The organism is Novosphingobium umbonatum, from assembly GCF_004005905.1.
Taxonomy (GTDB): Bacteria; Pseudomonadota; Alphaproteobacteria; order Sphingomonadales; family Sphingomonadaceae; genus Novosphingobium; species Novosphingobium umbonatum.
Genome location: NZ_SACO01000007.1, coordinates 123,592 through 143,087 on the forward strand (window position 1 = coordinate 123,592; position 19,496 = coordinate 143,087).

Genomic DNA, 19,496 nt, shown 5'->3' on the forward strand with positions numbered 1-19,496 from the left:
GGGATAGATGGCAGGCAGCGTCAACAAGGTCATTCTGGTCGGCAATCTGGGCGCCGATCCGGAAGTGAAGTCGTTCCAGAACGGCGGTCGCATTGCCAATCTGCGCATTGCCACCAGCGAAAGCTGGAAGGACCGCGCCACGGGTGAGCGCAAGGAACGCACCGAATGGCATAGCGTGGTGTTGCAGTCGGACGGCCTGATCGGCGTGGCCGAGCGTTTCCTGCGCAAGGGCAGCAAGGTCTATATCGAAGGCAGCCTGCGCACCCGCAAGTGGCAGGACCAGAGCGGGAATGACCGCTACACCACCGAAATCAGCGTGGGCGTTGGCGGTACGCTGACCATGCTGGACGGGCCGCAGGGCGGTTCTGGTGGCGGTGGCGGTATGGGCGGCGGCGCGCGTTCGGGCGGCGGCGACTTTGGCGGTGGCGCTTCGGGTGGTGGTTATGGCGGTGGCCGTAGCGGCGGTTCGGGCGGCGGCTATGGCGGCGGTGCATCGTCGGGCGGGGGCAGCGATTGGGGCCGTACCAGCAGCAGCGGTGGCGGTTTCGGTGACGATCTGGACGATGATATTCCGTTCTGATCGGCGGCAAGCGGACAAAAGAAAAGGGCGGAAGGGGTCAACCTTTCCGCCCTTTTCTTTGGAAGGCCTTAGGCCAGTGCCTTGGCCCTGTCGGTGCCGATCAGCACCTTGCGTTGCGCGTTGGGCATGCCCTGCACCAGATCGCCGAAAAAGCTCTGTAGCGCCGGGAAATAGGGCGTATTGTTGTCGGCCCCGCGCAAGGTGGAGGCGCGCACCAAAGCGCCATCGCCAACATAGCCCTGCATGGCGGCCTTCAGGCGGTCGCGCCTCTGTTGCCCCGCGGTCTGCGGGAAAAATTCGCCAAGGCGGGACCAGTAGACAATGTCCTCCACCCGATCACCGGCTGTTGCGGTCATTTCCACGGCAGGCAGGTTCTGGCCTTTGGGCAGGCTCATATCGATCAATTTGCGATTGCTGATCGAGAAACCGACTGCCGGATAGCAGGATTCAGGCCGGTGCAACTGCAACAGGTCGCTTTGTGAGCGCCCATAGGCGATGAGCAACATAACCGAAGGCAGTTTGCCGGCGGTGTCGCGGAACGTGTGCGACACGATCTCGCTATAGAGCTTGTCTTCCAGACTGCCAGGCACTTTTGGAGCGACGATTTCGGTGTCGAAATCGGTCGTCCATCGGCCGAATTTGCGGGGGATGACCGGATCGAGTTCGGGCCCGTCCAGCAAATTGACCATCCGGCGCGGTTTAAGCGCCTGCGCCCCGCCCAAGGCTGCTGCACAGGCTCCGGCGATCAGAAAATCACGCCGGTCCATGGGCGTCCTTCCTTTTGATAAAGCGTCCATAGACAAAGCGCAGACCCGCATCGAGCCCCATCATGCCCAGCAAAGCCACGGCAAACAGCGCGATGCCGGTCGTAGTATGCAGGAAGCCCTGCGCGACCTCGTCGCCGGCATAATAGGTCAGCAGGATAAGGGTCACCACACGGGCGATATTGACCACCACGGCCAAGGGAATGATCAAGGCGGCCAGCAAGGCGCCATAGCGCCAGGATGCGCTGTGCAAGATATAGATGTAGAATAGCGTGATCGCCGAGAGACCGACGATGGAATTCATGCCCGCGCAGGCATCCTCTACCAGCAATTGATATTGGGCCACCATGATCGACACGCCCTGATTGGCCACCGGATAGCCCAGATGGTGCAGGCCATGGGTGGCCACATAGGACACGAATTCGCGCAAGGGCACCGTCAACCAATCAATCACCCAACCCGGAGGCGGGATCAGAAAGGCGAGGAAACCAAAGGGGAAGAGGTTCGCACGCATCGCAGGCCAGCCATAAAGCCGATAGGCGGCCAGCAAGGCCACGCCGTAGACGCCCAGCATTTCCAGACTGATAAAGTCATAGGCGCGGCCAAAGGTATAGACTGGTAGCACCAGCAACAGCCCCAGCACGATAACCCATGTTTTGGCCGGAGCGCGGCGCGCCGTCAGATCCTTGAGCCGCGTGCTGAGCAACCACAGGCCGGTGGCCAGCACAATCGGCCCATGGGCACCCAATTCGGTGTTCCACACCTGATCGGCCAGCGTAAGGCAGGCTGGCACCAGAACCAGCACCACGGCTAGCAATAAAGGCCAGATTTTTCCTGCTTCTTGCAGCATTGCGCTGATGCGCAATGTCTGCCCATCGCCACTGGCCTCTTGCATCTCGTTCCCTTAATTCGTCACGTAATCGTTGAGATAGCTGCCGATAACCTTGGCACGGTCGGCACGCAACTCGTCGGTTAACGTCTTTAGATCGCTGACGAAGCTGGCATTTTTACGCGCAACGATCAAGGCATAGCGCATGGCCGCGCCAATACGGCGGGCATCGGCGGAAAGGCTGCTGGGCGGCGTATCCACAATCACCAGATCATAGTCGCGCATACAGGCATCCATGCCCATGGAAAATTGGCGGCTGGCCAACAGGTCCTGCGGATTTTCCACCGGCGCGCCGGCGCCCAGAATAGACAGATTTTCCAGACCCGCCGGACGGATGAAATCATGCACGATCAAGTCGGGATTGGCCAGAAAATCGCTGAGGCCGGGCAAGGCGCGAGGGGGAACAAAGAAATTTTGCAGCCCGGGTTCGCGCATATTGCCATCGACCAGCAGGGTGTTCACCCCCGCCAGCGCGAAAGCGGCGGCAAGATTGGCGGCCACAAAGCTGACGCCAACGCCTTCGGTCGCTCCGCAAATAGCCAGCGAGCGGCGACCGTCCTGCAAATGCTTGGCCAGCAAATGGCTGCGCAAGGCGCCGATGCTTTCAGCCTGAATCGACTGGGGGGCGTGCAGCACGGGGACATGGTCGGTGAAGCGCCATTCCCCCTTTGCGTCTTCCGGCTGAAGCAGAATCGGATCGGCCGCATCAGACATTTTGCTTATCCCATTGTATATTAGAGAAAAGTGAGGGCGCGCCCGTTTCTGGATGCGCCCCATCGTTTTGCCTGATTAAAACAGCTTTTCACCAACAACAACCACATCACCATCCTGAACGGGAGCATTAAGGTCCAAACCTTTCATTTCCTGTCCTTTGCGGATGATTTTCACCCGATTTTCCGAACCCAGCTTGGTCAGGCCGCCGCTGCGGGCCAAGGCCTTGCGCAGGTTCATCTCGCGGTCCACCGGATAGGTGCCCGGTGCGCCGACCTGCCCATAGATGTAAAAGGTCTTGGCCGTGGCGACATAGAGCTTGTCACCAGCAACCACCAACGGGTCCTTGTCGCCTTCGCCTGTGGCCACTTCGCTGACCGAAAGGCTGAGTGTTTCACCGCTCTTGCGGGTCAGCGTCAGCACATCCGAACCGGTGGGACGCGTGCCGCCGACGCGGGCCAGAATTTCCGAGACGTGATAGGCGCGGTCAATCGGAACAATGCCCGGCGTGCCCACTTCGCCCAGCACGACGATATAGCGGCTGGCATAGTTGACGATCATGACATTGACCGCGGGATTGGCATAATAGCCGCCCGCCTTCAGCCTTTCACGAATTTCCTCGCGCAGGGCCAGAACGGTTTTGTTTTCGGCGTTTACATTGCCGATATAGGGCAATTGCACCGTGCCATCGACCTGCACCTGCACGCGCGGCTTGTATTCGTCGCGGCCCAGCACGGTTACTTCGATCACGTCACCCGCGCCCAAGGCATAGCCGTCGGTCAGGTTGGACTTGATCGTGGGGGCCGGAGCCTGCGCCAGAGCCAGCGGGGATTGGGCCACGGCGGCCACAGCGGCCAGCCAGCCGAAAGTCTTCATTTTCATAAGCCTGCCTTTCTTCCCTGTTGATGCTGTCAATCGCAAGGGGGTCAAATTTTCACGCGGAAACCGGATTGGACGCTAAAAGAATCATAGTCGTAGAACGTGCCATTGGCGTTGCGCTTGGTGTAACCTGTGGTCAGGTTAAACTGCAGCCTTTCGCTGGGGGTATAGACCAGCGCGAGGCTGCCGTCATAACGCTTGCTGTGGCGCAGCGAGACGGACGAAGCGAGATTGGCGCCATAATATTTTTGCTGCATATAGCTGCCCGCCAAGGTCAGATGCAGGCGGTCGTTCACCGCGAAATCATGGCTGGCCGAATAGGCGCGGTCCACGTGATAGGCGGCCTCGGCAATGGCGTTGGTGACGACTTGCCGCGATGCGCCCAGCTTGCTCTGCACGCGTGAAAGCAGGTCTGCGGTCAGGTCCACGCTCCAGTTAAGGCCGCTGAATGTGGACAGGCCCGGTTGCAGCGTACTCATTTGCACATAGCGCAATTCCACCGATCCGCGCATGCGCGAACCGATGTCGCGGGTGAATTTCCCGCCATAGCTCATAATGTTAAAGCCTGCCTTGCGCCCATCGCTGAGAAAAATGGTCGAGAAGCGCGTTTCGCGGCGGCTGATGAAAGTGTCCAGCGTGCCCAGCGAGGGATGGGCATATTGTATCCCGCCCCCGTAATTGAGTTCCACCCGGTCCATGCTCTTGCGCTGGGCCTGACTGTTGGTGGTGGTTTGATAGCTGGCGTTGATATTGGGGCGCAGGCCTATTTCATCACCGCAAAACAGATTGCCCGATGTGCCGGTCGTCGTTTGTGTGTTGGTGACATTGGCGTTTTGTTCCAGCGCCAGATTGGCCAGATCGCTCTGCCCCCGCGTGTAATTGGCGCCCAGATGCAGGGCGCAGGAGGACACCGCAATGTCGCCATAGGCGTCCAGATCAATCTTTTCGCGGTTGAGACGCGTGTTGCGGCGATAGAGTTGATAGCCGGTGCTGCCGGTCAAACCGACCTTGTTGCGGCCCAGCATGCGCTGAAAGGTAATGTCGGCGCTGGGCAGCGCCTTTTCGTCGGCGGGCACCACCCCGCGTTGGGCAGCAGCAGCAGCGCTGGCATGGGCCACATTGGTGTCATGCGTGACATCCGCGCCCAGCGAGATGTTCAGCACATTGCCTTCGATAGCGGGGCTGGATTGGGCCAGGGCGGTTTGAGAGAAGCCCAAAGTCAATGCCAGACCGATGCTGCTATAGGACAGTCGCTTCACCCCAAAGGCTCCCTTACCCGAAATCAACAAACCTGTGCCGTTTGCTTAAAGCATGGCAAGCAGCGAACATATGGTTAAATTCGTCTCTTGCGACGAATTTCCTCCCACCTTTGCCCCATGCCAGTCCAGCCTTGATGCGCCCAACCTGCCGGATTGGTTCTTATTTTCCGGCAGGGGCCTGTGCAGGCGCCTTGGGTGCAAAGGCAGGGTTGAATTTCACGTTGCGCATGGAAGATCCGACAATCTCGCTGGCCTTATTGGACACCAATTGCGAAATGCGGCGGTTGCGCAAGGTTTCCAAGGCGATCTTTTCGGCTTGATTGGCGGGGATCGGCTCGATCTCGACATCGCGGATATAGTTGAGGCGCATGCCATCGCCTTCGGGCGAGATGAAAATGGCATTGGGCGGCAAGGCAGCCAGCTTTTCAGCAGCCTCGCCGTCAATGGTCAGCGCGTCGATCGTGCCCACCACGCGATTGGCGGCCAGATTATGCTTCTTGAGCAGGGCCAGAGCCTCGGGAAGCGTGTTAATTGGCTCCATTTCCTTGAACAGCGCTTGCGGCGCATTGGGCACGATATACTGGTCCACCACGAAAATGCGGCGTCTGGAGAAGCTGGATGGATGTTCGCTGACATAGACCCGCGCTTCGTCGGTCGAGGGAGCGGGCGCCGAATCGCGCAGCTTGCGCATCAGAGCCTCGACCAGCACCGATTCCTCCGCGCGCTTCAACTGGATAGCGGTCGTCGGTAACTGGTCCAGCTTTTCTGCCTTGGCTGCCTCGGCCAGCAGCTTGCGGGTCACCATGGTCTGCAGCGCGGTGGCGCTGTTTTGCTGACCCGGACCCGCCGATGCGCTTTCCTCTTTCAGCTCGTTCATGGTCACTTCGGTGCCGTTGATCGTGGCAACCACCTGACCTTTGGGCGCGCTGGTTTCACCCTTGTGGCACGCGGCCAGACCCAGCACGGTGCAGCACAGCAGCAAGGAACGCAAAGTCATGATCGTTAATTCACCTTTCGCGCATGCGGGCTGACCGTCATGCTTGTGGTTGAAGTATGGCACGTCAACGCGACATTTGTGATTCGCGGATCGTACATTGACCTCTAGCAACCCATCCATGAAAAATACCCAAATCTGCGTGCGAACCTAAGCCCAGGCTTGCGTTATGTCTACTGATCCCGACATCCGCTATGGAGCATTTCCCCTTGCGCGTTTTCCAGTGGGGTTGGCAAGTTTTCTCGTACAATACCGGGTTTATAGATTAAATTATGGGCAAGAAATGAGCGATCTGCCCAGACTTTTGGGTTCTGGAAGGGTGTTTGCGGTAATTTTGGCAGAATCGGCGCTGTCCAACAACAGGCTTGATCTTCCCATAATTCGATGGTTGGAAAGGGAAGTCCTTGGTTTGTCACGAAAGATGTGTTTGAAGATCATCAATGAAAAATACGGATGCGGCGTAATCCGGGTCGCCTGTGATGTCGGTGTGTCATCGGCTAAGGAGGCTCTGATGAGCGCGCTTTTCATCCCGGTCAGGCTTCAGGCCTGAATGGGTTTTCGTGGCCAGCTCTGCAGGCATGCGCATTGGATAAACAGAACGGGTCAGTCGATATGCTCAATCTACAAGCTGGTCAGACAAAGAAGCGGGTGATGGCGATTGCCTCGGGCGGTGGTCATTGGGAACAGATGATGATGCTGCGCGATGCTTTTGCGGGGCATGATGTAACCTTCGTCACCACGCTGGCGGGGTTGGGTGAAAGATCGGGGCTGTCCAATGTACGGATCGTGCCCGATTGCAACCGTAACAAGCCGGTGCGGGCCTTTTTCGCCCTGCTGCGCATCCTGTGGGTGATTATCTCGCTGCGCCCTCAAGTGATCATTTCCACCGGCGCGCTGCCCGGTGTGATCGCGTTGGCCTTGGGCAAGAGGCTGGGCGCACGCACCATCTGGGTGGACAGCATTGCCAATGCCGAGGAATTTTCCATGGCCGGTGCCTTGGCCCGCAATCACGCGCATCTGTGGATGTCGCAATGGCCTTCGGTCGCCACGGATAATGGCGCCACTTATGCAGGATCGGTGCTATGATTTTCGCGACAGTCGGCACACAGCTGCCCTTTCCCCGCTTTCTGTCGGCGTTGGACGCCATTGCCGCCAAACACGGGCTGGATATTTTCGCCCAGACTTGCGACCCCGGCGCCAGCTATGCACATATGAAAAGCGCGGCCCATTGCGATCCGGCCACGTTTGATGGCCATATCAAAACCGCCGACCGTATCGTGGGCCATGCCGGCATCGGTACGATCCTGAGCGCGCGCAAGGTGCAGAAGCCGGTGATCCTTTATCCCCGCCGCGCCTCGCTGGGTGAACATCGCAACGAGCATCAATTGGCCACGGTCAAATCGCTGGAAAACCGTACGGGCATTTATGTGGCCTATGATGATGAACAGCTCGAAGCCTTGATGCTGCGTGACGATCTGGAGCCTTTGCGTTCGGATGATAGCCCCGCGCGGGCCAGCCTGATTGGCTATTTGCACGATTATATCGGCGCTTGATCGGTTTTCGGGGGTGAATTCAAAAGGGGGCTGGCCGCAAGGCTGGCCCCTTTTATGCGTCATGCTGCGTATGCGTGAAGAAGGGGACTTGGCGGGAACATCTGGCATGATATAACGTTACAAGATTGGGTGGCAGCTTGCGCCTCCCTTTTTGCTGTTACGACCAAAAGGATGTTAACCCCATGCGTTCCCTCCTCCTGCTGGGCGCCGCCTCTGTCGCGCTGATGGCCCAGCCTGCCCTTGCCGCCGTAGACGGGGGTGCAGACGAGGCCGAAACCCCGCCGCCCGCTGCCCAAGCGCCGATTATCGTCACCGCCACACCCTTCCGCCACACTGCCGATGAAACGCCCGCCATTTCCGCCCGCGTCGATGCCGAGCAGATCCGCGCCGCTGGTGGTGCCAGCGTGGCCGATGCGCTGCGCGATATTCCCGGCGTAGCGGCCACCGGCTTTGCCGCCGGCGCGAGCCGTCCGATCATTCGCGGCATGGATTCCAACCGCGTGCGTATGCTGGAAGATGGCACCAGCGCCTCGGACGTGTCCGATATCGGGCCGGACCATGGCATCCCCATCGACCCGCTGGCCGCGCGCAGCATCGAAGTGGTGCGCGGTGCGGCCACCTTGCGCTATGGCAGTCAGGCGATCGGCGGCGTGGTCAACACGATCAACAACCGCGTGCCCACCAGCCTTGGCAAGGACCCCGTTAGCGCCGAGGCCAATCTGGCCTATGGCAGCGTCGCCAATTCGCTGGAAACCTCCGCACTGGCTGATGTGACCTTGGGCAATGTCGCGCTGCATGCCGATGGTTTTCGCCGCCATCAGGGCGATTATGATACGCCCGAAGGCACACAGACCAATTCCTTCTTCCGTGGCAAGGGCGGGGCGCTGGGCGGCTCCTATTTCCTGCCGGATGGGGATAGCCATGTCGGTCTGGCCGTGGTGCATTATGATGCCAAATACGGCATTCCGGCGGGTGATACCTATATCGACATGGCCCAGACCAAGGTGATGAGCCGCAACAGCATTGCCATGGGCAAAGGCTTGCTCAAGACGCTGACGCTGGATGGCTCTTATGCCGATTATGAGCATTCCGAGCGCGACAGCCAAGGCATGGCCATCGCCACTTTCAAGAATCGCGAGGCCAATCTGCGCGGCGAAATGCTGTTCAACGCGATTGGCGCGATCCGCAACACCGCGCTTGGCGTGGAATATCAACATCGCAATTTCTCCGCGCTGGGCGAGGCGAGCGATTATCTCTCCCCCGCCACCTCGCAAAATCTGGCCGCCTATGTCTTTTCCGAGATGGAATTGACCCCCAAGCTGCATCTGGAAGGCAGCGCCCGCGTGGAACAGGTGCGCGTCACCGGCACGCCCTTGAGCGGGGATTTCACCCGCCGCACCTATACGCCCGCCAGCGGGGCCTTGGGCCTGCTTTATACGCTGGCCGACGGGGTGAAGCTGGGCACCACGATCAGCACCACGGGCCGCGCGCCCGCGCTGACCGAATTGTTCGCACGCGGCGCGCATGACGGGCCGATGACATTCGAGACCGGCCATGCCGATCTGAAGGTGGAACGCGCCAAGGCGATCGAGGCCAGCCTGCGCGTCCATCGCGGGCCTTTCCGCTTTGAAGGCAGCCTCTATTTCACATGGTTCCACAATTACATCTATGGCGCGCTATCGGGACGGACCTGCGATGATGCAGGCGCCTGCACCAGCGACCCCGACGGGGAATTGCGCGAATTGTTCTATACCCAAGGCGGCGCCCATTTCCGCGGGGCCGAGGCCGAGGCGAGCTATGATGTGCTGCGCGTGGATGCGGGCACCTTGCTGGTGAAACTGATGGGCGACTTGACCCGCGCCACGCTGGATGCCGGTGGCAATGTGCCCCGCATCCCGCCCTATCGCTTTGGCGGCGGGCTGAACTGGGCGGGCAAACAGGCGCAGGCCGGTTTTACGCTCACCCATTATGGCCGGCAGAATGACTTTGGCGCCTATGACACCGCCACGGCGGGCTATAACGCGCTTAACGCGCAAGTCTCTTGGCAGCCCTTGCGCTCCATGCCGGGGCTGGAACTGTCAATCATCGGCCAGAACCTGACCAATGATGTGCAGCGCATGGCCACCGCCTTTAACAAGGATACGGTGGTGATGCCGGGCCGCTCGGTCCGGCTGATGCTGCGGGTCGCCAGCTTCTGACGCAAAAAGGGCGGGGAAGCCGATGCTATCCCCGCCCTTGATGGCTTAAGCTTAGCCTGCGGCCAGCTTTTTCAGATATTCGGCATAATTGCCCTTGCCGCCCAGACGGGCGATGCATTGCACCAGACCTTCATCACTGATGAAGCCCTGACGCCAGGCGATTTCCTCGGGGCAGGCGATCTTCATGCCCTGACGGCGCTCCAGCGTGGATACGAACTCGGCCGCTTCCAGCAGGCTGTCGGGCGTGCCCGTATCCAGCCATGCAAAGCCGCGACCCATTTCAGCCACTTGCAAAGTGCCCGCTTCCAGATAGGCGCGGTTCACGTCGGTAATTTCCAGCTCGCCACGGGCCGAAGGTTGGATGTTGGCGGCAATGTTCACCACATTGGCGTCATAGAAATAAAGGCCGGTCACCGCCCAGTTCGACTTGGGAACGGGGGGCTTTTCCTCGATGCTGATCGCGCGCTTGTCCGCGTCGAATTCCACCACGCCATAGCGCTCAGGGTCCGACACGTGATAGGCAAAGACCGAGGCGCCTTCCTTGGAAATATGCTCGCGCGATTTGGCCATCAATTCGGGCAGGCCATGGCCGAAAAAGATATTGTCGCCCAGCACCAGACAGGACGGGCCACCTGCCACGAAATCCGCGCCGATCGTATAGGCCTGCGCCAGCCCCTTGGGTTCAGGCTGCACGGCATAGGTCAGCTCCATCCCCCATTGCGAACCATCGCCCAGCAGGTGGCGGAAGCTGGCCGCGTCATGCGGGGTGGTGATGATCAGCACTTCGCGGATGCCGGCCAGCATCAGCGTGGAGAGCGGATAATAGATCATCGGCTTGTCATAAACCGGCATGAGCTGTTTGCTCAGGCTCAGCGTCATCGGATAAAGGCGGGTGCCGCTGCCACCGGCCAGAATAATGCCCTTCATGCCGCTTGTTCCTTTTCCTTGATCAGCCGTGCCACCACCTGGGCCACCGACTGGCGCCAATCAGGCAGGCGCACGCCATAGGCGCGTTCCAGCGCGCCGCATTCCAGACGCGAATTGGCGGGGCGAGCCGCGGGCGTGGGGTAATCCTTGGTGCCAATGGCGTTCACCTTGGCGCTGGGGCCACCCGCTGCCGCGCTGGCTTCGAACACAGCCTTGGCCAGATCGGCCCAGCTGCCTTCGCCGCTGCCGGTCATGTGGAACACGCCGCGCGTGGTTTCGGACGGATGCGCCACCAAGGCTTCCGCCACGGCGATCACCGCATCGGCAATGTCCAGCGCGCTGGTGGGATTGCCGATCTGGTCACCCACCACGCCCAACTCGTCGCGGCTTTCGGCCAGACGCAGCATGGTTTTGACGAAATTGGCGCCAAACGGGCTGTAGACCCAAGCCGTGCGCAGGATCACTGCGCCGGGATGGGCGGCCAGCACCGCCTGTTCGCCCGCTAGCTTGCTCTCGCCATAGACGCCCAGCGGGGCGACAGGGTCGCTTTCCACATAGGGCGCGGGCTTGGTGCCATCGAACACATAATCGGTGGAGATATGAATGACGGGCACCAGCAATTCATGCGCCACGCGGGCCACTTCGCCAGCACCCGCGCCATTGATGGCAAAGGCGGCCTCGCGCTCGCTCTCGGCCTTGTCCACGGCGGTATAGGCAGCGGCGGACACCACCACATCGGGACGCGCCGCACGCAGGGCGGGCTCGATGCTGGCCAGATCGGCCAGATCGAGCGTGGGCCGCCCCAGAGCGATCACCTCATGCTCGCCTCCGGCGCGTTCCAGCAGGGAGGTAACCACCTGCCCTGCCTGTCCGGTGACAACAATCCTCACGCGCTTTTCTCCAGCAGGCCCAGACGTTCGCCCGAATAGCCATCGCGCAGCGGGCCCCACCACCATTCATTATCCAGATACCATTGCACGGTCTTTTCAATGCCCGTGTCAAAATTCTCCAGCGCCTTCCAGCCCAGTTCATTCTCCAGCTTGGTGGCATCGATGGCATAGCGTGCATCATGGCCCGGCCGGTCGGTGACAAAGCGGATCAGGTTTTCACGCGGTTCGTCCGCGGGGCGCAGGCGGTCGAGCACCTGACAGATGCGGCGCACCACATCGATATTCTTGCGCTCGTTGCGGCCACCCACATTATAGGTTTCGCCCAAACGACCGGTGGCGATGATCAGATCCAGCGCGCGGGCATGGTCTTCAACGAACAGCCAGTCGCGGATATTCTCGCCCGCGCCGTAAACGGGCAATTCCTTGCCTTCCAGCGCGTTGAGGATGGTCAGCGGGATCAGCTTTTCGGGGAAGTGGTAAGGGCCGTAATTGTTCGAGCAATTCGACACCACGATGGGCATACCATAGGTGCGGTGCCATGCCTTGGCCAGATGGTCGCTGGCCGCCTTCGACGCCGAATAGGGCGAGGAGGGATCATAAGGCGTGGTTTCGAGGAACAGGGCCTCGGGGTCATGGTCAAGGCTGCCGTAAACCTCGTCGGTCGACACATGCAGGAAGCGGAAAGCGGCCTTGGCCTCGGCTTCCAGCCCGTTCCAGTAATGGCGAGCGGCCTCCAGCAGGGTAAATGTGCCCACCACATTGGTGAGGATGAAATCAGCAGCCCCCGTGATCGAGCGGTCCACATGGCTTTCGGCGGCCAGATGCATGATGCGGTCGGGCTTGAAGGTGTTGACTGCCTTGGCCATCGCCTCGGCATCGCGGATATCGGCATGCAGGAAGCTGTGGTTGGGTTTGCCTTCCACTTCCTTCAGGCTGGCCATATTGCCCGCATAGGTCAGCGCATCGATGGTCAGAACGTCATAGCCCTGCACCAGCACCAGATGGCGCACCAGCGCCGAGCCAATGAATCCGGCGCCGCCGGTAACAATCACGCGCATCTGATCAGTCCTTTACGCTAAAATATTGCGGCAGATCGGCCAGCAGGGGCTGCACCTTGTCCTTGCCCGACAGCGTTTCGCCATCGGCCACGGAAGGCCAGGTAACGCCAATCGCCGGATCGTTCCACAGACAGCCCTTGTCATTTTCGGGGCTGTAATAATTGGTAACCTTATAGGCGACGATCGTGTCGGGAACCAGCGTGCAGAAGCCATGGGCAAAACCGACCGGCACCCAAAGCTGGTTACAATCTTGCGCGGTCAATTCCACGCCGATCCATTGGCCAAACGTGGGCGAATCATGGCGGATATCCACCGCCACGTCGAAAATGGCGCCCTGTACGCAGCGGACCAATTTGCCCTGACCTGCGGGATGGGTTTGGAAATGCAGCCCGCGGATCGTGCCAACCTTGGCCGAGAGCGACTGGTTTTCCTGCACAAATTCTACCGAGCCAGCCACCTGCGAAAAACGGTCTTCGCGGAAGAGTTCTGTGAAGTAGCCACGCTCGTCTCCAAGCTTGCGGGGCACAATTTCAACCGGACCACTGATGCCAAACGTCCGAAGTTCCATGGAATTTCACCGCACCTATTGGGGGCGGGCCGGTTTGGCCCTGCCTGCGGCGGCAGTGATCCGCATTTTCGGCAAAAATGCAACATAAAACCAACGGCTTGAACGGTTGCCATGGTTAAGGTGAGGGTTTGTTGGAAATATCTGCCCGTTTTGTCGGGTGTTGGCCAACCTATTTGGCGCGCCAATGGGGCGGGACGACAAGGGGGGCGGAACTTTGGTCTCCGCCCCCGATCTGATCACCGATTTGGCACGGGGCTGCCGCCCAGAGCCAGATAAAGCGCCACCGTATCGCCCAGCCTTGCCGCGCGGCTTTGCACCCATTGGCTGCGAGCTTGCGCGCGGGCTTCGACCACGGGCAGCAATTGATAGGTGCCCACCGCGCCCAATTCGAACTGGCGTCGGATATTGGCCAGACTTTCCGCCGAGGCGCGATCCCCGCGACCGGCGGCATCCAGCGCATCGCCATCCAGTTTCAGCGCGGTCAGCGTGTCGGACAGATCGGCAAAGGCGGCGAGCGCGGTGGAGCGATATTGCGCCTGCGCCGCCTCCAGCGCGGCCTTGGCGGCATGGCTTTGATGCAGCAGGCTACCGCCGCGCAGCAAGGGCTGGCTGACCCCGCCCAGCAGCGCCCAGAACGGATTGCCGCTGGCGAACATATCGCCAAAGCTGGTGGCGGTGCCGCCATAATTGGCCGAGAGGGTGAAGCTGGGCAGGCGTGCCGCCACGGCCGCCTTGGCATCGGCGGCGGCGCCTTCCAGATTGGCTGCGGCGACCTGCACATCGGGGCGCTGCGCCAAAACCTGCGCGGGCAGGCTGAGCGGCAGGTTCTCGGGCAGATGCAATTCGTCCAGCGCGGGCAGAGGCGGCAGATCGCTGCCCGGTGCCTGCCCCAGATAGGTGGCGATCAGCGCTTCCTCATGCTTGAGGGCGCGTTGCAGCGTGGGCAGTGCGCCTTGCGCTGCGGCCAGTGCAGTTTCTTGGGCTGCCACATCGCTGGTGCCCACTGTGCCGATCTGCGCACGGCGGCGGGTCAGTTCCAGCAGGTCGCTGGCCGCAGCGATGCTTTCCTGCGTGGCGGCCACTTCCTCGATCAAGGCGCCACGGTTGATCACCGCCTGCACCAGATTGGCCACCACCGCCTGTTTGGCCGCATGGCTGCGCAATTTCTGTGCCTTGGCGGCGGCCTGCGCGGATCGCACCTTGGCACCCACCCCGCCGAACACGTCCAGCGTATAGCCTACGCTGACCTGCGCGGTATGCAGCGAATAGAGCATGGCATTGGGGTCATAGAGCGGGCTGGACAGGGCATTGCCCACCCGCGCCCGCGTAACGCCATAGGAGGCGTCCAGTGTGGGACTGCGCGCGCCACCGGCGGCTCTGGCCAATTCCTCGGCCTGACGCAGCAGCGCGTCGGCAGCGGCAATATCGTCGCTGCCTTTCAACGTGGCGGCCACCAAGGCGTCCAGCTTGGCGCTGCCAAAGGCCTGCCACCATTGCGCGGGCACCGGATCGCCCAGAGTGATGCTTTGCGCGGGGCCCTGTTCGGGCGCGATGGGGGCGCTCAACACGCTGGCAGGCGCATTGCCCGCAGCGGTTGGCGGCAGGGGCACCGACACGGCAGGCGCGGCCAGCAGGCCGATCAGCATCAGCGTGCTCATGCCTGTTCTCCCTGATGTGCGGCGCCTTCGTCCGGTTCGATCCGGTTATGGGTGGGCGCGCTGGCATAGCGGTTGGGCGAATGGATCGAGAATTTACCGATCAACAGCGGTAGAACCAGCAGGATCAGCACCGGCGCCAGCGTCATGCCGCCCACCACCACCAGGGCCAGCGGCTTTTGCACCTGCGAGCCGATGCCGGAGGAGACCGCAGCGGGCAGCAGGCCGATAGCCGCCACCAGACAGGTCATGATCACCGGACGCAGCGAATTGCGCGTGGTGACCGCCATGGCGGCGGCGCGGTCCAGCCCTTCATTGAGCGCGGTGTTGAAATTGTTCACCACCAGAATGCCATCCATCACCGCAATGCCGAACAGCGCGATAAAGCCGATCGCCGCCGAGATGGAGAAAGCCGTCCCCGTCAGCGCCAGCGCCAGCACCCCGCCGATGATCGCCATGGGAATGACGCTCAAAGCCAGCAGCGCATCGCGCAGATTGCCGAAATTGGCATAGAGCAGGCCGAAGATGATCAGCAGGCTGATCGGCACCACCACTTTCAAACGCGCCACCGCATTGTCCAGATTGGACAGCTCGCCCGCCCATTCCATCGAATAGCCCGGCGGCAGGTGGACATTCTGGGCAATGCGTGCCTGTGCCTCGGCCACGGCGCTGCCCAGATCGCGGTCGCGCACGGCGAATTTGATCGGCAGATAGCGGCTCTGGTGCTCGCGATAGATGAAGCTGGCGCCCGAGGCGAGGTGGATATTGGCCACTTCGGACAGGGGAACCTGCGTCACGCCGCCGCCCGCATTGGGCGTGGCCACCGTAATGGTGCGGATCGCGTCCAGACTGTTGCGCTGTTCGGGGCGGAAACGCACGATAATCGGGAAGTGGCGGTCGGTATGGGTTTCATACAGATCACCGGGCGATGCGCCGCCGATGGCGGCAGCCACCGTCTGGTTGATGTCATCGGGCGTCAGGCCATAACGGGCGGCCTTTTCGCGGTCGATGTCGATGCGCACCGTGGGCTGGCCCAGAGACTGGAACACGCCCAGATCGGCAATGCCGCGCACCTTGGACATTTGCGCCTGTATCGCATTGCCCAGCTTTTCCAGCGTGGCCAGATCGGGGCCGAACAGTTTCACCGAATTGGCGCCCTTCACACCGCTGGCCGCTTCGGACACGTTATCCTCGATGATTTGCGAGAAGTCGAATTCCACGCCGGGGAAATGCTGGTGCAGATCCTTGCTCATCGCATTGACCAGCTTTTCCTTGTCGACGCCCTTGGGCCATTCATCCTGCGGCTTTAACGGCACGAAATATTCGGTGTTGAAAAAACCGGTCGGGTCGGTGCCATCGTCGGGGCGACCATGGGCAGACAGCACGGCCGTGGTTTCGGGATAGGAGCGGATGCGGCGGCGCACGGCATTGACCGTGGCCTCGCCTTCCTCCAGCGAGATGGTCGCAGGCAGCGAGGCGCGGATATAGAGATTGCCTTCCTCCAGATGCGGAAGGAATTCGATCCCCAAGGCGCGCACCCCGACCATCGCGCCGATGAACAGCAAGGCCGCCCCGCCCAGCGTGATGATCTGGTTGGCCAGTGCAAAGCGGGCCACCGGTTCGTAAACGCGGCGCAGGGCGCGGACGATCACGGTTTCCACCTCGCTCAAACGATCGGGCAACAGCATCATCGACATCACCGGCGCCACGGTGAAAGTGGCGATCAGCCCGCCGGCAATCGCATAGGCATAGGTCTTGGCCATGGGGCCAAAGATATGGCCTTCCACGCCGGTCAGCGTGAAGAGCGGCAGGAAGCTGGCGATGATGATGGCGGCGGCAAAGAAGATGCCGCGGCTCACCTCGCTCGACGCATGCAGGATCGAGGACAGGCGGTTGGCAAAGCTGTAATGCCCGCCATCGCGCTCCACATGCTCGGTGCGTTCAACCATGTGGCGGAAGATGTTTTCCACCATGATCACCGTGGCATCGACCACCAGACCAAAGTCCAGCGCGCCCACCGAAAGCAGATTGGCGCTTTCCCCCTGAAGCGTCAGGATCAGCACCGCAAAGGCCAGCGCGAAGGGAATGGTGGTGGCCACGATCACCGCGCTGCGCAAATCGCCCAAGAGGCCCCATTGCAGCAGGAAGATCAGCGCAATGCCCACCACCAGATTTTCCATCACCGTATGCGTGGTCAATCCGATCAGGTTGGAACGGTCATAGACCTGTTCCAGCTTGACGCCGGGGGGCAGGATGCCGGTGGAATTGATCTTTTCCACCTCGGCCTTCACCGCATTGATGGTCGGCATGGATTGCGATCCGCGCCGCATCAGCACGATGCCTTCGACAATGTCATCCTCGTCATTGAGACCGGCAATGCCCATGCGGGGCTGATTGCCGATCTGCACCTTGGCCACATCGCGCAGCATGACCGGTACGCCATTGTTGGTAGCGACCAGCACGCTTTCGATTTGGGAAGGTGACTGGATCAGGCCGACCGAGCGCACGATGGCGCTTTGCGGGCCGAAATTGATGGTCTGGCCGCCGGTGTTGCCATTGCTTTTCGACAGGGCGGTCAGCACTGCGCCGACGCTGGTTTGATGCGCGGCCAGCTTGGCCGAATCGACCACCACCTCATAGGCGCGCAATTTGCCGCCCACTGCGGTCACGTCCACCACCCCGGGCAAGGCGCGGAACCGGCGTTGCAGCACCCAGTCCTGCAGGGTTTTGAGATCCATCACCGAATAGCCCTTGGGCGCCTTGATCCGGTAGCGATAGATTTCGCCCGTGGGGCTGGTGGGCGACAGGGTGGGCACCGCGCCACCGGGCAGGGCGGGCAATTGCGACAGGCGGTTGATCACCTGCTGCTGGGCCTGTTCAAAGCTCAGGTCATAGCTGAACTGGACCTTCACGTCGGACAGGCCAAACAGGCTGATCGCGCGGATTGCCGTCATATGCGGCATGCCCGCCAATTGCACCTCGACCGGAATGGTGATCGAGCGTTCGACCTCTTCGGCCGACATGCCGCGCGACTGGCTGATGATTTCCACCATCGGCGGCACGGGGTCGGGATAGGCCTCGATGTTGAGATTGTAAAAGGCAATGCCACCGGCCGCCAGCATACCTGCCAGCAGCCCCATGATCAGCACGCGCGAACGCAGTGCAAAGCGGACGGGCGAGTTCATTCGCCGATACCTGCTTCATTGACAAAGATCGCGCCGCTGGTGACCAGCTTTTCTCCGCCCTTCAGGCCCGAGGTGATGGTGGTGCGGCCATTCTGGCTGTCGCCGGTTTTGACATCTACGCTGCGGAAACGGCGCGGGCCGATCTGCACCCAGACGCGGGCCTGATCGCCTTCATGGATCACCGCATTGGCGGCTACCGACAGGCTGGCGGCGGCCAGAGCGGCGCTGGCCTTGTGCAGGATGGTGAAATTGGCGAACATTTGCGGTTTCAGCGCGCCATCGGGATTGGCAATCGTGGCGCGCACCGGCAGGCGGTGGGTCAAGGGATCAAGCGCGCTGGCGATATTGTCCACCGTGGCGATGAAGCTGCGGCCCGGATAGGCGGCTACGCTGACTTCCACCTTGTCGCCCAGATGCACATGGGGCGCATCGCTTTCGGCCAATTGCGCCACCAGCCATACGCTGGAGGGGTTGGCGATGGTCAGCAGCGGGCTGGTGCCACCGGCCTGCACAAATTGGCCCGCCGCCACCGCGCGCGAGGCGATCACGCCGCCGATGGGGGCGTGGAAGGTGGTTTCGGGGTGATAGCCGGAAATGCCGCTGGCGCCTTCCAGACTGGCGATTTCGGCAGGGGTCTTGCCATAAATTTCCAGCTTGTCACGCGCCGCGCCCAAGGCGGCATTGGCGGCGCGCAGGGCGGCCTGTGCGGCAATCGCATCGCTGCGGGCCTGTTCGTAATCGCGCATGGCGCCGCCAGCGGTCTTGTAGATCTGTTCCTGACGTTTCAGATTATCCTGCGCCAGACGGGCGGCCGAGGCCGCGCTGGCTTGGGCGGCGGCGGCGCTGAACAGGGCGTTGCGGGCATCGACCACATCGCTGGTGCGCAGGCGCAGCAGCGGTTGGCCGCGGGTAACGGTGGCGCCTGCGTCCACCAGAACCTGCGTGATCTGGCCCGAGAAGGGCAGGAAGATCGGCGTCGCCTGCGTTTCATTGACCGCAATCATGCCGGTGGCCGCCGTTTGCGTGTCGCCATTGCTGTCGCCCACTTGCTCCAGCTTGATGGTCGACATTTGTTCGGGCGTCAGTTCCACCACGCCCGTTGGCAGGGCCGGCGCTGTGGCCTCGGGCTGGGTCGTATAGGCGCGATAGGCCACCACCGACAGGGCAAGCCCGCCCGCAGCCAGCAGGGAGACAGAGAGCAGGCCAAGCTGGCGCTTGACCGGCAGTGCGAGCACCGGTTCTTGGTAAGTCAATTTGTTCCCCATACCTGCAAATAGGCCACCGATCCGCATCGGGCTTTGCACGGCCAAGTTGCCCCTGCCTTTGCCGCCACCGGCTGAATTTGTCATGAACTATTGCGAGACTCTTTCCCTTTTGTGTCAAAAT

The 19,496-nt window shown here is 61.3% G+C and carries 18 protein-coding genes; 5 read left to right on the forward strand and 13 right to left on the reverse strand.

Annotated features, from left to right (window positions below; genetic code table 11):
* Window positions 1-7 precede the first annotated feature (7 nt).
* On the forward strand, window positions 8-580 hold the full coding sequence (gene ssb / locus EOE18_RS11015) for a single-stranded DNA-binding protein (RefSeq protein ID WP_127709412.1): 573 nt from the start codon (window positions 8-10) through the stop codon (window positions 578-580).
* Between the two features lie 68 nt (window positions 581-648).
* On the opposite strand, the gene epsI is transcribed toward ssb, so the two are convergent.
* From epsI to EOE18_RS11045, 6 genes are all read right to left on the reverse strand, one after another.
* Window positions 649-1,347: an exosortase-associated protein EpsI, V-type gene (gene epsI / locus EOE18_RS11020; protein ID WP_164852732.1), complete on the reverse strand. Its 699-nt coding sequence runs from the start codon at window positions 1,345-1,347 to the stop codon at window positions 649-651.
* Window positions 1,334-2,239, reverse strand: coding sequence for an exosortase V (xrtV, locus tag EOE18_RS11025; protein ID WP_127709416.1), 906 nt, complete (start codon window positions 2,237-2,239; stop codon window positions 1,334-1,336). The genes epsI and xrtV overlap by 14 nt, the downstream gene beginning before the upstream one ends.
* A gap of 9 nt (window positions 2,240-2,248) precedes the next feature.
* Window positions 2,249-2,947, reverse strand: a complete 699-nt coding sequence (locus EOE18_RS11030; RefSeq protein ID WP_127709418.1) for a CpsD/CapB family tyrosine-protein kinase — start codon at window positions 2,945-2,947, stop codon at window positions 2,249-2,251.
* A 75-nt stretch (window positions 2,948-3,022) separates the two neighbouring features.
* Window positions 3,023-3,826: a polysaccharide biosynthesis/export family protein gene (locus EOE18_RS11035; RefSeq protein ID WP_127709420.1), complete on the reverse strand. Its 804-nt coding sequence runs from the start codon at window positions 3,824-3,826 to the stop codon at window positions 3,023-3,025.
* Window positions 3,827-3,870: 44 nt separating this feature from the next.
* Window positions 3,871-5,082, reverse strand: a complete 1,212-nt coding sequence (locus EOE18_RS11040; RefSeq protein WP_127709422.1) for an outer membrane beta-barrel protein — start codon at window positions 5,080-5,082, stop codon at window positions 3,871-3,873.
* Between the two features lie 160 nt (window positions 5,083-5,242).
* Window positions 5,243-6,079, reverse strand: coding sequence for a hypothetical protein (locus EOE18_RS11045; RefSeq protein WP_127709424.1), 837 nt, complete (start codon window positions 6,077-6,079; stop codon window positions 5,243-5,245).
* 166 nt (window positions 6,080-6,245) lie between these two features.
* Here EOE18_RS11045 and EOE18_RS11050 point away from each other — a divergent pair, with 166 nt between their 5' ends.
* The 4 genes from EOE18_RS11050 (at window position 6,246) to EOE18_RS11065 (ending at window position 9,827) form a co-directional block, all read left to right on the forward strand.
* Window positions 6,246-6,626, forward strand: coding sequence for a hypothetical protein (locus EOE18_RS11050; protein WP_127709426.1), 381 nt, complete (start codon window positions 6,246-6,248; stop codon window positions 6,624-6,626).
* A gap of 101 nt (window positions 6,627-6,727) precedes the next feature.
* A complete protein-coding gene (locus EOE18_RS11055; RefSeq protein WP_246027399.1) occupies window positions 6,728-7,162 on the forward strand; it encodes a glycosyltransferase family protein in 435 nt (144 codons plus the stop codon).
* Window positions 7,159-7,629: a glycosyltransferase gene (locus tag EOE18_RS11060; protein ID WP_127709430.1), complete on the forward strand. Its 471-nt coding sequence runs from the start codon at window positions 7,159-7,161 to the stop codon at window positions 7,627-7,629. Before EOE18_RS11055 ends, EOE18_RS11060 begins: the two co-directional genes overlap by 4 nt.
* A 182-nt stretch (window positions 7,630-7,811) precedes the next feature.
* Window positions 7,812-9,827 (forward strand): TonB-dependent receptor, encoded by a 2,016-nt coding sequence (locus tag EOE18_RS11065; protein ID WP_127709432.1) that lies wholly within the window; start codon window positions 7,812-7,814, stop codon window positions 9,825-9,827.
* Between the two features lie 51 nt (window positions 9,828-9,878).
* Here the strand turns inward: EOE18_RS11065 and rfbA are convergent, their stop codons facing one another.
* The 7 genes from rfbA to EOE18_RS11100 all read right to left on the reverse strand — a co-directional run bounded on the left by rfbA (window position 9,879) and on the right by EOE18_RS11100 (window position 19,363).
* Window positions 9,879-10,754, reverse strand: coding sequence for a glucose-1-phosphate thymidylyltransferase RfbA (gene rfbA / locus EOE18_RS11070; RefSeq protein WP_127709435.1), 876 nt, complete (start codon window positions 10,752-10,754; stop codon window positions 9,879-9,881).
* A complete protein-coding gene (rfbD, locus tag EOE18_RS11075; protein WP_127709437.1) occupies window positions 10,751-11,644 on the reverse strand; it encodes a dTDP-4-dehydrorhamnose reductase in 894 nt (297 codons plus the stop codon). The genes rfbA and rfbD overlap by 4 nt, the downstream gene beginning before the upstream one ends.
* Window positions 11,641-12,702, reverse strand: coding sequence for a dTDP-glucose 4,6-dehydratase (gene rfbB / locus EOE18_RS11080; RefSeq protein WP_127709439.1), 1,062 nt, complete (start codon window positions 12,700-12,702; stop codon window positions 11,641-11,643). Before rfbB ends, rfbD begins: the two co-directional genes overlap by 4 nt.
* Window positions 12,703-12,706: 4 nt before the next feature.
* Window positions 12,707-13,270: a dTDP-4-dehydrorhamnose 3,5-epimerase gene (gene rfbC / locus EOE18_RS11085; RefSeq protein ID WP_127709441.1), complete on the reverse strand. Its 564-nt coding sequence runs from the start codon at window positions 13,268-13,270 to the stop codon at window positions 12,707-12,709.
* A gap of 236 nt (window positions 13,271-13,506) precedes the next feature.
* Complete coding sequence (locus EOE18_RS11090) at window positions 13,507-14,928, reverse strand: efflux transporter outer membrane subunit (protein WP_127709443.1); 1,422 nt, start codon at window positions 14,926-14,928, stop codon at window positions 13,507-13,509.
* Window positions 14,925-18,110 carry an efflux RND transporter permease subunit gene (locus EOE18_RS11095; protein WP_127709445.1) on the reverse strand — a complete coding sequence of 1,062 codons (3,186 nt, stop codon included), beginning with the start codon at window positions 18,108-18,110 and terminating at the stop codon, window positions 14,925-14,927. The genes EOE18_RS11090 and EOE18_RS11095 overlap by 4 nt, the downstream gene beginning before the upstream one ends.
* Window positions 18,107-19,363 (reverse strand): efflux RND transporter periplasmic adaptor subunit, encoded by a 1,257-nt coding sequence (locus EOE18_RS11100; RefSeq protein ID WP_246027400.1) that lies wholly within the window; start codon window positions 19,361-19,363, stop codon window positions 18,107-18,109. Before EOE18_RS11100 ends, EOE18_RS11095 begins: the two co-directional genes overlap by 4 nt.
* Between the last annotated feature and the right edge of the window lie 133 nt (window positions 19,364-19,496).